Raw genomic sequence first — 13,178 nt, 5'->3', positions numbered from 1 at the left:
TAGTCACACTCGTATCTCTACAGATCGCCAGAGCTGCTCATGATCGAGATTCCGTCCGACCTGAACCCGGACCTCGTCCCCCTCGCGTTCCTCCTCGGCAACTGGGAGGGCGTGGGCGTTTCCGACTTCCCAGGCGCCGAGAAGTGCAACTTCGGCCAGGAGGTCACCTTCAGCCACGACGGCCGGGACTTCGTCGAGTACGTCTCGCACACGTGGGCGCTCGACGCCGAGGGCAAGAAGGTCCGCCCGCTGGAGACCGAGTCCGGCTACTGGCGGATCGACTCCGACCGCAAGATCGAAGTCGTCATGGCGCGTGACCAGGGCATCGTCGAGATCTGGTACGGCGAGCTCGCCGAGAAGAAGCCGCAGATCGACCTGGTGACGGACGCGGTGGCGCGCACGGCGGCCTCGGGCCAGTACAGCGGTGGCAAGCGCCTCTACGGCTATGTGAAGGGCGACCTGATGTGGGTGGGCGAGAAGTCCACTCCGGAGGTCCCGCTGCGGCCGTACATGTCGGCGCATCTGAAGAAGGTCGTCTCCCCGGAGCAGGTCGAGGCGTGGGCCAAGGACATCGGCGACCTCCCCGACGACGGCATCGCCTTCTTCAAGTAGCCCGAATTCTTCAAGTGACCCGAAGAAGTAGCCCGACGAAGTAGCCCGAAGCCGATTCCCGGGCTACTTCGGGGGACGACCGGTGGCCCTGCCCTGGGTCGAGCGCCAGTTCGGGCCCCCATGGCCCGGCCCACGCCTACACTGGACGCGTGGTGAGCACAGACTGGAAGAGCGATCTGCGGCAGCGCGGCTACCGGCTGACTCCGCAGCGCCAGCTTGTCCTCGAGGCCGTCGACGCCCTTGAGCACGCGACGCCCGACGACATCCTGTCCGAGGTCCGCAAGACCGCGTCCGGCGTGAACATCTCCACCGTCTACCGCACCCTGGAGCTCCTCGAAGAGCTCGGCCTGGTCTCCCACGCCCACCTCGGCCACGGCGCCCCCACCTATCACCTCGCGGACCGCCACCACCACATTCACCTGGTCTGCCGGGACTGTACGAATGTGATCGAGGCGGATGTCTCCGTCGCCGCCGACTTCACCGCGAAACTGCGCGAGACCTTCGGCTTCGAGACGGACATGAAGCATTTCGCGATCTTCGGCCGCTGCAAGAAATGCGCTGCTGAGGCTTCAACTACCGAGACGTAGGCTTGGGCCCATGATGAAGAGCCCTCTGTTGTCCCTGCCCGGTGCGGTCGCCGCCGAAGGACGCGACGAAGGAGTCGCCGCGCACTACGGCGATCTGTTCCGCGAACAGCGCGCCCTCGCGGACGGCAACGGCCTCGTCGACCTCTCGCACCGCGGCGTTGTCACCGTCACCGGCGCCGACCGGCTGGCCTGGCTGCATCTGCTGCTCACCCAGCATGTGAGCGACCTCCCGGCGGGCCAGGCCACCGAGGCGCTGATCCTGTCCGCGCACGGCCACATCGAGCACGCCCTGTATCTCGTCGACGACGGCGAGAGTGTCTGGGCGCATGTCGAGCCGGGCACACAGGAGGCGCTGATCGGCTACCTGGAGTCGATGAAGTTCTTCTACCAGGTCGAAGTGGCCGACCGCACCGATGAGTTCGCGGTCGTGCACCTGCCTGCGGGCTCCATCGCGCAGGCACCGGACGGCGTGGTCGTACGGGAGACCCCGCACGGCCGCGACCTGTTTCTGCCGCGCGCCGACCTCGAGTCGTACGCCGCCGAGAACGGCCCGGTCGCCGGAATCCTCGCGTACGAGGCACTGCGCATCGAGACCCACCGCCCCCGCGTCGGCTTCGAGACCGACCACCGCACCATCCCGCACGAACTGGGCTGGATCGGCAGCGCCGTTCACCTTGAGAAGGGCTGCTACCGCGGCCAGGAGACCGTCGCGCGCGTCCACAACCTGGGGAAGCCCCCGCGTCGGCTGGTCTTCTTGCACCTGGACGGCAGTGAGGTCCTCCTGCCCGGCCCCGGCACGCCGATCCGGCTGGCGTCGGAGGGCGCGGAGGGCCGCCAGCTGGGCTTTGTGACCACGTCCGCCCGCCACCACGAGCTCGGCCCGATCGCGCTGGCGCTGGTCAAGCGCAATGTGCCGGTGGACGCGGAGCTGCTGGCGGGCGACACGGCGGCGGCGCAGGAGCCGGTCGTCGAGCCCTGAGCGGGTCGTCGAAGGGGCCGAGCGCGTCGGGCGCTGCGGGCGCTAGATCTCCACGATCACCGTGAACGGGCCGTGGTTGGTGAGCGAGAGCCGCATGTCCGCCCCGAACCGGCCCGTCTCCACGCGCGCCCCCAGCGCCCGCAGCTGCGCCACCACCTCGTCGACCAGCGGCTCCGCCACATCGCCGGGCGCCGCCGCGTTCCAGGTGGGGCGGCGGCCCTTGCGGGCGTCCCCGTAGAGAGTGAACTGCGAAATCACCAGCAGGGGCGCGTTCACGTCCGAGCAGGACTTCTCGCCCTCCAGAATCCGGACCGACCAGAGCTTGCGGGCCAGCTGCGCCGCCTTCTCCCTGGTGTCCTCGTGGGTGACTCCCACCAGCACACACAGCCCTTCGCCGACGATCTCGCCGACCGTCTCGCCCGCCACGACGACGCTCGCGCCGTCGACCCTCTGCACCACTGCACGCATACAGACCAACCTATCTGGGGCTGAACGGGTGCAGAGCACCTGCGTCGGGTGGTTCCGGGGTGGCACGATGCAACAAGGCGGTGCTTCCCCTCGGCCCTTCGGGCCCGGGGAGACCCATGCACCGGTCGAGGGGACGGACAACGCATATGAGCACATCTGGCGCCGGGCAGCCGCCCGGTCCCGTAACGATTCCCGCATCGGCTGTCACGTCGATTCCCAACTTCCCTGCACCCACGGCCCGTGCCGCGCGAGCGCCCCTGCAGCGGGGTACGGGCGCCCTGCCGGAGCCCACGCAGCACGACCTCCCCACGCTGCGGCTGCCGGAGCTGCGCACGTTGCGCCGCGACTCGACCCGCGACGAGGCGGACCTCAGCTATGTACGGCGGCTGCTGCAGGGCCGCATCGACATTCTGCGGGCCGAGCTGGCCCGGCGCGCGGACCCTCAGACCCCGGTCCTTCCGGAGGCCCCGGTCGTCGACCGTCTGTCGGAGATCCTGGCCGACGCTCCTTCGCGGCACCGCTCGTCCGCCCGCCATGTGACGCTGTCCACGCCGCACAGTGAGCAGTACCGGCAGCTGGCCGCCGACATGCTCTCCGAGGTCGAGCTCTCGGACCTCGGCGCCCGTACGGACGAGGAGCTGCACGCGGCCATGGGGCGGCTTGTCCGCTACGAGCAGCAGGTCTCGCGCAGCCGTCAGCTGCTGCAGCGGACGGCCGACGACTGCAGTGCGGAGATCGCCCGCCGGTACCGTGAAGGCGAAGCGCAAGTGGACGACCTGCTCACCTGAAGCGTTCCGACTCATCGGAACCGATCATTCCGGCAGTGGGGTCCCTGCCCCGGAAGGCTTGGGGACCCGTCCGCACCGGTCTTCCCACGCCGCGTCGAAACTCGGATGCGGGCCGGGCGGCGTTCGGCCTAGCGTGGGCCGCATGAGCGTCGAAACCCGCGTCATCACCGCGTCCGAGTACCCCGACTGGCTGCGGGCCCTGACCACCGGATTTCTGCTCCCGCCGGCGGTGGTCTCGGAGGAAGAAATCAGCGACCGCATGGCGCACACCGACCTCGCGCGGGTGCGCGGCGCCTTCGACGACGGCCGCTGTGTGGCCACGTACCGCTCGTTCGCGCAGCGGCTCACGGCAGTTGGAGGCGCGGCGCTCCCGTCGAACGCCGTCTCCAATGTGACGGTGTCGCCTACGCACCGCCGCCGCGGTCTGCTCAGCCGGATGATGACCGCTGACCTGGCCCGGGCGAAGGAGCGCGGCGACGTCGTGTCCACGCTGATCGCCGCGGAGTACCCGATCTACGGGCGGTACGGCTTCGGTCCCGCCGCCTGGATCACCCAGTGGGCGGTCGACGTCCCGCGCACAGGCCTCGACCCCCGCTGGTCGGGCCCGGCCGACGGCGGCCGTATCGACCTGGTCGACGCCACCGACGTACGCAAACTCGGCCCGGAACTGCACGCTCGGCTGGCGGCCGGGCAGCCCGGTGCGGTCAGCCGCGACGAGCGCTGGTGGCAGCTCAACACGGGCCAGGTGCGGCTGGCGGCCCAGCCGTGGACGGAGCCTTTCTACGCGGTCTACCGCTCCGCGTCCGGCGAGGTCGAGGGCCTGCTCGCCTATCAGTCGGACGACAACTGGGGCGACGCCAAGCAGCCGCTGAACACGGCGACGGTGCGGGAGATGCTGGCGCTGACGCCGGCGGCGGAGCGGGCGCTGTGGCACTACGTCTGCTCGGTGGACTGGATCACCACGGTGAAGTCGGGCTACCGCGCCCCGGACGACCTGCTCCCGCTGCTGCTCCCGGACCCGCGGGCGGCGAGGATCCTGACGCAGGCGGACTTCTTGTGGGTGCGGATCCTGGATGTGGTGCGGGCACTTCAGGCGCGTACGTACGCGACGCCCGCGACCCTGGTCCTGGATGTGCATGACGGTTTGGGTCTCGCGGGCGGCCGCTTCCGCCTGGACGCCTCACCGGAGGGCGCGGTCTGCGCGCCCTCGACCGAGACGCCCGATCTGACCTTGGGCATACGGGAGTTGGGGGCGCTGTACCTGGGCGACGAGTCGGCGGTGCGGCTGGCGGCGCTGGGCCTGGTGGACGAGGGGACGCCGGGGGCGGCGGAGGTGGCGGACGGGGTGTTCCGTACGCCGAGGCGGCCTTGGTGCCCGGACGTCTTCTGAGTTTCTGAGGACGACCTGTCAGGTGCCGGAGCTGACGGCCGGTGCTATGAGCAGTGCGCCACCGATCCCGGCGCAGGTTGCGTTTTCCGTCTTCATGCCGATGGTCAGCAGGGTGAACCCCAGCGCGGCCACGACGCCGTATTTCCATTGCACGATCTGCTCGATTCCCATGGTGATCAGAGTCATGGCGGTCACTCCTTCAAGGGGAGATGCAGGGGGCTCGCACACCGTTGTGCTGCTGGGAACGTGCAACTTCAGACGCTCGTCCAACTGTCGTACAAATTTGGCTGGTTGACCTGATGACTTGATGCCCGTCAGGGGGTGATCCGCAAACTTGTCTGGTTGTTCGGCTATGTTGGGCCACTCGGGAAACCGTAGTTGAATGGTTGTGCGGGGCATCTCTGCCTGTCTGTAGGTGAGTTGTATGGTTGTGGGGTGACGAATCGCGGATCTGCCTCCAGAGACGGCACTTACCGGTACCGGTGGGTGGCCGACGAGCTGCGTAAGGCGATCAACGGCCAGGCCCCTGGGTACAGGCCCGAAGAGCGCCTGCCGACAGAGGGCGAACTGGCCACGCAGTACGGCGTTTCACGTGCCACCGTGAGGCAGGCGCTGGACCTGCTCCGGGAGAAAGAGCTGATCGTCACCCGCCAGGGCAGCGGCACATTCGTGAAGGACCAGCCCGGTACTCCGGTGCAGTCGGCCGACAGTGATGACGACGAAGCCTGGGCGGTCGTCTCGGAGCGCGTTCCTCCGGTAATGCTCCAGCCCTATCTTGAAGAGGCTTTCGAGGCCACCCGGGTCACTCTCGATGTCTACTCGATGACTACCGAGTCCCTCGCCGCCCGAGTGTCCGACCAGAAGGCGCGCATCGTGGAGGGAGAGATCCCTCCGCCGCGCAGCATCACCGCCCGGCTGATGCTGCCGGACACCGAGTCGCTCAGTCTGGCGATACCGCGACCGGTGGACGGCGCGGATGATCCGCGGGTGCGTGAGCGGCTGCGAGGCATCCTCCAGAGCCACGCCACCATGCTGCGGGAATCGCTGCTCGAACTGCGCAACCGCAGGCTTGTACCCGAAGTCTCGGTCGAGGTCCGGCTGGTGAAGTTCTCGCCGCAGTTCAAGCTGTACATTTTGAACCGCCGACTGGCACTCCACGGCCTCTACCCTCCGGAAGAGGGGACCATCAGTCTTCCTCCGGACGGCGAAGAGGTGCAGATCCTCGATGCATACGGCACAGGGGCGACTCTGTTCCCCTTCCGTGCCGCAGCCGACTCTCCACCCCAACAAGCCGGCATCGTGCACGCGTTTCAAGACTACTTTGACCGCACCTGGGAGAATCAGGCCGAAAGGGCGGATTTCTGACCGTGCCACCTGCCCCAACCACCCTGGCAGCACCGAACGCGATGCGGAAGGCGCTGTCCCGGGCCCGGTGCCTCGTACTCGATCTCGACGGCCCCGTAGCCCGTGTCTTCGCCGGCGAGCCTGCCGGAGACATTGCCCGCGTCATGCTCGACATCGCCGAGAAGGACGGCTGTCTGGTCGAGGCACTGCGGGACTCGACCGACCCGATCGCCGTGCTGTACGCACACACGCAGGAGAAGGAGGCAAGGGACGGCCGGGGCGGCTGGGACGAAGTCGTGGCGAAAATGCACGACGCGCTCGACGCCTACGAGCGCAAGGCGGCCGAATCCGCTGTACCGACGCCGGGCGCGGCCGATTTCATCAAGGCGTGCCGGGATTCCGGCAGGACCCTCGCAGTTGCGACCAACAACCATGAGGATGTCGCAATCCGCATTCTGGAGCGTCTGCTGGTGCTGGACTGCTTCGACGGCCGCATCGTCGGGCGGTCGCGGGACGCCACGCTGATGAAGCCGAACCCTGACTCCCTGCGCCGTGCGAAGGCGCCCGGCGTTCCGGTCGAACAGCATCTGATGATCGGCGACGCCGGTACGGACTACCGGGCTGCCCTGGCATTGGGCATGCCGTTCTACGGCTACCACCGCTCGGATTCGGGGCGGCGGCGACTGGACGCGGCCGGAGTCAAGTCGATCGCCACCAGCATGACGGAATTTTATCGGGCAGCGAGGGACCTGGGCAGATAAGTGCCTTGCTGCAACCGGCAGTTGTACCGTGCTGGTATGAGCAATGACTCCGGCCGCACAGCGGATGAACTGCGTGAGCGGATCCGGGTCGGCCAGTTGGTGCCAGGCACTCGTATGCCGACGCTGTCCCAGCTGTCGGAAGAGTTCGGCGTCCCGCTCAGCGCCGTCCGGGCGGCGCTGAAGAGGCTGCATGATGAGGGACTGCTCACCAGTGTGCCCAGGGGCTCGCCCGCCCGCGCCGCCGCGCCTGCGGCCGGAGTCCCGGGAGATGACGAGCAGCCCCGGCCCGCCTTGGTCGGTCTGGCGCCGCGGCTGCTGGAGGCGTTCTCGGTGCCCGACGTCCGTATCGACGCCGTATGCCTGAGCGTGGATCTCCTGATGCTCGCGCTCGCTGAGCCTCTTCGTGCGATCCACGCAGGTCAGATCCTTGCGTCGAGCGTGCGGGTCAGGGTCCTGCTGCCAAGCAGCGGTATTCCCCCGGCCTCGTCGGTGCACGTTGAGCCGCGCACCGGCGAGGACCCGGTTCATGAGCAGTGGCCGGCGCAGCGGAGTGCGCAGCGGCTGGTTTTGCTCCACAACCTGCCGGCCCTGCGCCCCGTGCTCGGAATCGACGCTGCCGTCTCCTTCCGTGCCGTGCCTTTCACCCCGCCGGTGAAGCGGTATGTCCTGAATGGAACCGAGGCTCTTTTCGGGTACTGCACCGTTACCGGCCGCGAGGAGGAAATCGGCGGAGAGCCACTGGGGTTGTACGACGTACTCGGCACCCATTCCATGCTCTACTCCTTCGCCCATGGGGCAGGCTCCCGGGACGAAGCCTTCGTGACGGAGTCCCAGCGATGGTTCGACGGGCTCTGGGGCGCGGTCGCGGCCGACCTGGCACTCACCGTCGACTGAGGGGGCGAACGCATCTACGCGGGGGAAAGCAACATGACTGCCGAGCCGGCGCCCAGCCTCCGGCGCCGCCTCGTACAGCTGAGCGCCGGCGAGGAGCTGATCGAAGGGCCGCTCAAGGGCTATCACCACGAGACGTACGCCTTTCCGCTGCCGGACACCTATGGTCGGGTCGGATCGGTCCGGTGGAAGTGCCGGGAGCCGCGGCAGGGAATCCTCTGGTTCGACCGGCGGAGCTTCGCTTCGGAAGGCGCCCTGATCCGCGCTCTTGCCGGGCATGTGACGAGCGTGCCGGAGATCATTGAGGTCGATGACATCGGCCTCCAGCGGTTCATCGAGGGCTCGACCCTCGGCTCGTACGGGCGGCCCGGTGCCGTCGTGGCGGAGCCCTATGTCGACCAGATCGCACGGCTGTTCCGTGAGCTCGCCGCGATCTCCCCGGACATGCTTCCGGTGTCGCAGGCGACCGGGGCCGATGACCGGGTCGTGGACGGGGACAGTGCCGGCTTCGCCGCTCGGCTGATCCAGTTCACCGAGGAGCGGGTCTACAAGGAGCACCTGCAGTTGTACGGGGATCTGTTCGACGGGCTTGGCATTCCGCAGGACGGGTTGCGGCGGCTCATGGACAGGACGCGGTCCTTCGCCTCACGGCCTTTCTGCCTTCTGCACGGCGATCTGCACCGGGAGAACTTCATCGTTGACGGTGCCGGACGGCTGTGGACCATCGACTGGGAACTTGCCACCTTCGGCGATCCGTTGTACGACCTGGCCACTCATCTCCATCTGATGCGCTACCCGGTGCAGCAGGAGGCGACGGTGCTCCTTCACTGGCGAGACGCGATGGAAGCGGCCAGGCCGGGCAGCTCGCTCGGGTGGCAGGAGGATCTTCCGTACCTTCTGGAGTACAAGCGCGCCCAGTCGGTCTACACGGACGTCATCCGGTCCGCCCTCGCCGTCGGCGGCGGGAGGGATTTCAACTGGTCGGCGCTCCGGTCCAGTTCCCGCAAGGTGCAGCGGGTTCTGGCCGACGCCGAGTCCGCGCTGAGCCTGACCGAGCTGCCGACGCTGCGCCAGGTCGCGAAGCGCCTCGTCGACTGGCACCGTGCGGGACGCGGCAACATCACGCCGTCCGCACCCTGAAGAAGACCCCCGACAGCGCGATCGCCACCGCCAGAATCCCCCCGCACCACGCCAGCGCCGTCCACGGCGCCGTCCCCACCGGGTGGCCCAGCAGCAGCCCGCGCAGGGACTCGATCAGCGGGGTCACCGGCTGGTGGTCGGCGAAGCCGTGGAGCCAGCTCGGCATCGTGTGGATCGGGACGAACGCACTGCTCGGGTAGGGCAGGAACATCATGAAGAAGGTGAATCCTGCAGCCGCTTCGGGGGTCTTGGCGAGCAGTCCGACCGCCGCGGAGAGCCAGGAGATCGCCAGAAGAAAGGCGAGAAGGATGCCTGCCGCCGCGAGCCAGCCGAGTGGCGATGCCGCGGGGCGGAAGCCGATGAGGAGACCGACACCGAGGACGAGCGTCGTCGAGAACAGGTTGCGTACGGTGCTGGCGGCGACATGGCCGGCCAGGATCGCGGTGCCGCCGACGTCCAGCGAGCGGAAGCGGTCGATGATCCCTCCCTTCATGTCCTCGCTCACGCTCACCGCGGTGGAGGACGCCCCGAAGGCGGCGCAGAGGATGAGGATGCCGGGGATCACGTAGGTCACGTACTTCGTACCGGTGTTGATCGCTCCGCCGAAGAAGTAGATGAAGACCAGCATCAGCATGAGCGGCAGCATCATCGAGGTGATGACGGCGTCGATATTGCGGCGGGAGAGGCGGATGCTGCGGCCGGCCATCGTGAGGGCGGGCGTGAGGACGTCAGACATGGGCGGGCTCCTTTTCGGTCAGGGAGAGGAAGACGTCGTCGAGCGTGGCCCTTTGGACCGAGAAGCGCGCCACGTCGCGGCGCTCGGGGTCGACCTCGTCCAGCAGCGCGCGGACATGGGCCGCCGTGCCGTCCGTAGGCAGGCCGAGGGTGAGCGTCTCGGGGGAGCGGTGGATCGCGTGTGACTCGAGCCGCCAGTAAGCCGCCGTGTCGTTGAGTACGAGGTCGAGGCGGTGGCCCGCGACCCGGGCCTTGAGTTCGTCGGCCGTGCCCTCGGCCACCACCCGGCCGCCGTCGACGACCGCGATGCGGTCCGCGAGCCGGTCGGCCTCCTCCAGATACTGGGTGGTGAGGAAGACGGTGGCGCCGCGCGTGGAAAGGTCGCGTACCACCTGCCAGAGCTCCTGGCGGCTGCGCGGGTCGAGGCCGCTCGTCGGCTCGTCCAGGAAGACGACCTCCGGGTCGCCGACCAGGCCGGCGGCGAGGTCGAGGCGGCGGCGCATCCCTCCGGAGTACGTTCCGGTCCGGCGGCGGCCCGCGTCGGTGAGGTCGAACCGGTCGAGGAGTTCGGCGGCGCGGCGGCGTGCGGCCGCGCGGGACAGGCCGCTGAGGCGGGCCATCATCCGGAGGTTCTCCTCGCCCGTCTGCTTCTCGTCGACCGCGGCGAACTGTCCGGTCAGGCTGATGGCGCGGCGTACCCGGGCGCGGTCGGCGACGATGTCGTGCCCGGCGACGCGCGCGTGGCCCGAGTCGGCGGTGGTGAGGGTGGCGAGGATCCGCACGGTCGTGGTCTTGCCGGCGCCGTTCGGGCCGAGCAGGGCGAAGACGGCACCGCGCTCGACGCGCAGGTCGATGCCGTCCAGGACGCGGACGTTTCCGTAACTCTTGGCAAGACCGGTGGCCTCGATGGCCGGTGACTGGGGCATGGCTAAGTCGCCCTCTCCTTCTGCGTATGGCATACGCGTTACTGTGTAAGGGTTACGCATTACTAGGATGTGCGTCAAGCGGGAAGTGCCACGGGGTGGGAGAAGGCGGAGAACCATGGCGGCGCACGACAGCGGCAGCAGCAGCGGGGACGGCGGGAGCGGTGCGCGCGGGACTCGCGGCGAGACCGGCCTGCCCGCCAGCATCGAAGCCGCGTGGGGTCTGCGCGAACGCCCCTCGAAGGGGCCGAAGCCGGGGCTCAGCCTGGACCGGATCGTCGAGGCGGCGGTGGGGGTCGCGGCGGCGGAGGGGCTCTCGGCGGTCTCCATGGGGCGGGTCGCCAAGGAACTCGGCGTCTCGACGATGTCCTTGTACCGGTACGTCGCGGCGAAGGACGAGCTCTACATCCTGATGCAGGAGGCGGTGGTGGGCCTGCCGCCCGCCCCGCCGGACCCCGGCACGGGCTGGCGGGAGGCGCTCGCGGCCTGGGCCTGGGCACAGCGCGAGGTGTTCCACCGGAACCTGTGGGTGCTGCGCATCCCGATCTCGGGCCCGCCCGCCACACCCAACTCGGTGGCCTGGTGGGAGCGGGGTCTCACCGCGCTGGAGGAGACAGGTCTGAGTGACGGCGAGAAGATCTCAGTGATTCTGCTGGTCAGCGGCTATGTGCGGAACGAGGCGCTGCTGACGGCGGATCTGGGCGCGGCGATCGAGGCGAGCGGCGGCTCGCCGGAGGAGCTCTTGCGGCGGTACGCGACCACCCTGAAGCGCCTGGCGGACCCGGCCCGCTATCCGGCGGTGGCGCGGATGCTGGAGTCCGATGTGATGTACGAAGCGGACGAGCCGGACTTCGAGTTCGGCTTCGGCCTGGACCGCGTACTGGACGGAATCGAGATCCTGATCCGCAAGCGAGGGTGAGGGGGCGGAGTCGCCCCTCACCGCCTGCCCACGGAGCGGGTTGCCTCCTCGCCGCCCGCTGACGGTCGCGGCTGACGGGTGCGGGGGTCGCCTCCTCGCAGCCCGCTCACGGGAGCGGGTCGCCTCCTCGCCCGCCGATGACGGGTACGGCAGTCGCCTGCTCACCGCCCGCTCATGGGCGCGAGTTGCCCCTCGCCCCGCCACTCAGGTCGTCAGCAGCACCTTCCCCCGCAATCCCCGGCCCTCGATCGCCGCGTGGGCCGCCGCCGCGCGTTCCAGTGGGAACTCACCGCCGATCACCGGGTGAAGGCTGCCCGACGCTGCCGCCGTCAGGGCTTTGGCCGCAAGGCGGACGTACTCCTCGTCGGACAGTTGGACGTCGCCGATGCCGAGCAGTTTGATGCCCCGGCGCTCCGCCTCCGCCGCGTCCACCGGGGCGAAGCCGCCTGTCGGCGCGCCGTGGGCCGAGAAGCGGCCGCCGTCCGCGGTCAGGGGGAAGGCCGCCAGGCCCAGGTTGCCGCCGACGCCGTCCAGCACCACGTCGGCGCCCGCCGGGCCGAGTGCCGTACGGGCCAGGGCGACCCAGTCGGCAGACGTGGCGTCCACTACGGCGTCGGCGCCCAACTCCCTGACCAGGGAAGTCTTCAGCTCGCCCCGCGCCACCCCCACGACCTCCGCGCCCACGGCCTTCGCCAGCTGGATCAGCAGCGTGCCCATGCCGCCCGAGGCGCCCAGGATCAGCACCCGGTCGCCCGACCCCAGGCCGGTCGACTCCAGGAGTGCCGTCGCGGTGACGCCGTCGTGCACCAGGGCCGCCGCATCACGCAGGTCCAGGCCGTCCGGGACAGGCACCAGCTTTACCGCGGAGGCCACCGCCTGCTCCGCGTAGCCGCCGCTGAAGCCGAGCGAAGTGATCACGCGGCGGCCGATCCACGCCTTGTCCACCCCCTCGCCGACCGCCCGCACCGTGCCGGCGATGCCGCCGCCCGGGACGTACGGCGGCTGGACCGGGAAGTGCTCCCCGAAGGTGCCGGACCGGATCTGCGTCTCCACGAAAATCGTGTCCACCACGCAGACGGCGACAACTGCCTCGCCAGGACCCGCCACCGGATCCGGGATCTCGGTGGTGACGAGTACCTCCGGGCCGCCGAACTCGTTGACCTGTGCCACGCGCATGCCGTCCACTCCCCAACTCGACAGTCTGCTGGAAGTCTGAAACGTCAAGCTCGGTTGAGGTCAATTGACCGGCCGCCAACCGGTCGTCCTGGGATGCGTACGCTCGGGGTCATGAGCGGTGAGATGGGCCTCCGGGAACGAAAGAAGCGGCAGACGTACCAAGCGATCTCGGACGCGGCGATCGCCCTCTTCCTGGAGAAGGGCTTCGACGGGGTCTCCGTCGCCGAGGTCGCGGCCGCAGCCGACGTATCCAAGCCGACCCTCTTCCGCTACTTCCCCACCAAGGAGGACCTCGCGCTCCACCGGTTCGCCGACCACGAGGACGAGGCGGCCCGTGTCGTCGCCGGCCGGCCGCCCGGGACCTCCCCGCTGGACGCCCTGCACCGGCACTTCCTCGACGGCCTGGAGCGGTCCGACCCGGTGACCGGGCTCAATGACGACGACGGTGTACTCGCCTGTCACCGG

General features: G+C 69.1%; 15 protein-coding genes and 1 pseudogene. 11 read left to right on the top strand and 5 right to left on the bottom strand.

The window, feature by feature from the left end:
- Positions 1–39: 39 nt before the first annotated feature.
- From J7E87_RS17985 to J7E87_RS17975, 3 genes are all read left to right on the top strand, one after another.
- The gene (locus tag J7E87_RS17985) at positions 40–612 is read left to right on the top strand and encodes an FABP family protein (RefSeq protein ID WP_215095091.1); all 573 of its coding nucleotides are present in this window, start codon (positions 40–42) and stop codon (positions 610–612) included.
- 149 nt (positions 613–761) lie between these two features.
- On the top strand, positions 762–1,199 hold the full coding sequence (locus J7E87_RS17980) for a Fur family transcriptional regulator (RefSeq protein WP_215095089.1): 438 nt from the start codon (positions 762–764) through the stop codon (positions 1,197–1,199).
- A 13-nt stretch (positions 1,200–1,212) separates the two neighbouring features.
- Complete coding sequence (locus J7E87_RS17975) at positions 1,213–2,178, top strand: folate-binding protein YgfZ (protein WP_215095212.1); 966 nt, start codon at positions 1,213–1,215, stop codon at positions 2,176–2,178.
- 42 nt (positions 2,179–2,220) lie between these two features.
- Here J7E87_RS17975 and dtd read toward each other — a convergent pair whose 3' ends face one another.
- Entirely contained in the window at positions 2,221–2,646 is a 426-nt protein-coding gene (gene dtd / locus J7E87_RS17970) for a D-aminoacyl-tRNA deacylase (RefSeq protein ID WP_215095087.1), read from the bottom strand.
- Positions 2,647–2,792: 146 nt separating this feature from the next.
- Here dtd and J7E87_RS17965 point away from each other — a divergent pair, with 146 nt between their 5' ends.
- Entirely contained in the window at positions 2,793–3,434 is a 642-nt protein-coding gene (locus tag J7E87_RS17965; RefSeq protein WP_215095085.1) for a hypothetical protein, read from the top strand.
- A gap of 142 nt (positions 3,435–3,576) precedes the next feature.
- Positions 3,577–4,824 (top strand): GNAT family N-acetyltransferase, encoded by a 1,248-nt coding sequence (locus tag J7E87_RS17960; protein ID WP_215095083.1) that lies wholly within the window; start codon positions 3,577–3,579, stop codon positions 4,822–4,824.
- 18 nt (positions 4,825–4,842) lie between these two features.
- Here the strand turns inward: J7E87_RS17960 and J7E87_RS17955 are convergent, their stop codons facing one another.
- Positions 4,843–5,010 (bottom strand): hypothetical protein, encoded by a 168-nt coding sequence (locus J7E87_RS17955; protein ID WP_215095081.1) that lies wholly within the window; start codon positions 5,008–5,010, stop codon positions 4,843–4,845.
- Positions 5,011–5,310: 300 nt separating this feature from the next.
- On the opposite strand from J7E87_RS17955, the gene J7E87_RS17950 reads away from it, so the two are divergent.
- From J7E87_RS17950 to J7E87_RS17935, 4 genes are read left to right on the top strand one after another with little or no spacing between them, the layout of a single operon-like run.
- The gene (locus J7E87_RS17950) at positions 5,311–6,189 is read left to right on the top strand and encodes a winged helix-turn-helix domain-containing protein (protein ID WP_308312965.1); all 879 of its coding nucleotides are present in this window, start codon (positions 5,311–5,313) and stop codon (positions 6,187–6,189) included.
- 2 nt (positions 6,190–6,191) lie between these two features.
- Entirely contained in the window at positions 6,192–6,929 is a 738-nt protein-coding gene (locus J7E87_RS17945; protein ID WP_308312964.1) for an HAD-IA family hydrolase, read from the top strand.
- 36 nt (positions 6,930–6,965) lie between these two features.
- A complete protein-coding gene (locus J7E87_RS17940) occupies positions 6,966–7,823 on the top strand; it encodes a winged helix-turn-helix domain-containing protein (RefSeq protein WP_215095077.1) in 858 nt (285 codons plus the stop codon).
- A 33-nt stretch (positions 7,824–7,856) separates the two neighbouring features.
- On the top strand, positions 7,857–8,960 hold the full coding sequence (locus J7E87_RS17935; RefSeq protein ID WP_215095075.1) for a phosphotransferase: 1,104 nt from the start codon (positions 7,857–7,859) through the stop codon (positions 8,958–8,960).
- Here the strand turns inward: J7E87_RS17935 and J7E87_RS17930 are convergent.
- Positions 8,941–9,696 carry an ABC transporter permease gene (locus J7E87_RS17930; RefSeq protein ID WP_215095073.1) on the bottom strand — a complete coding sequence of 252 codons (756 nt, stop codon included), beginning with the start codon at positions 9,694–9,696 and terminating at the stop codon, positions 8,941–8,943. The two genes, J7E87_RS17935 and J7E87_RS17930, sit on opposite strands and share 20 nt — an antisense overlap.
- Complete coding sequence (locus J7E87_RS17925) at positions 9,689–10,621, bottom strand: ATP-binding cassette domain-containing protein (protein ID WP_215095071.1); 933 nt, start codon at positions 10,619–10,621, stop codon at positions 9,689–9,691. The genes J7E87_RS17930 and J7E87_RS17925 overlap by 8 nt, the downstream gene beginning before the upstream one ends.
- A 115-nt stretch (positions 10,622–10,736) precedes the next feature.
- On the opposite strand from J7E87_RS17925, the gene J7E87_RS17920 reads away from it, so the two are divergent.
- Entirely contained in the window at positions 10,737–11,537 is an 801-nt protein-coding gene (locus tag J7E87_RS17920; RefSeq protein ID WP_215095069.1) for a TetR/AcrR family transcriptional regulator, read from the top strand.
- A gap of 204 nt (positions 11,538–11,741) precedes the next feature.
- Here J7E87_RS17920 and J7E87_RS17915 read toward each other — a convergent pair whose 3' ends face one another.
- Positions 11,742–12,713 (bottom strand): zinc-binding dehydrogenase, encoded by a 972-nt coding sequence (locus tag J7E87_RS17915; RefSeq protein WP_215095067.1) that lies wholly within the window; start codon positions 12,711–12,713, stop codon positions 11,742–11,744.
- Positions 12,714–12,806: 93 nt separating this feature from the next.
- On the opposite strand from J7E87_RS17915, the pseudogene J7E87_RS17910 reads away from it, so the two are divergent.
- Positions 12,807–13,169 (top strand): annotated as a pseudogene (locus tag J7E87_RS17910) (TetR/AcrR family transcriptional regulator); the annotation flags it as partial.
- Positions 13,170–13,178: the final 9 nt, after the last annotated feature.

The organism is Streptomyces sp. ISL-1, assembly GCF_018614585.1.
In the GTDB taxonomy this organism is placed as follows: domain Bacteria; phylum Actinomycetota; class Actinomycetes; order Streptomycetales; family Streptomycetaceae; genus Streptomyces; species Streptomyces maoxianensis.
This window is presented reverse-complemented; position numbering and strand designations above follow the sequence as displayed.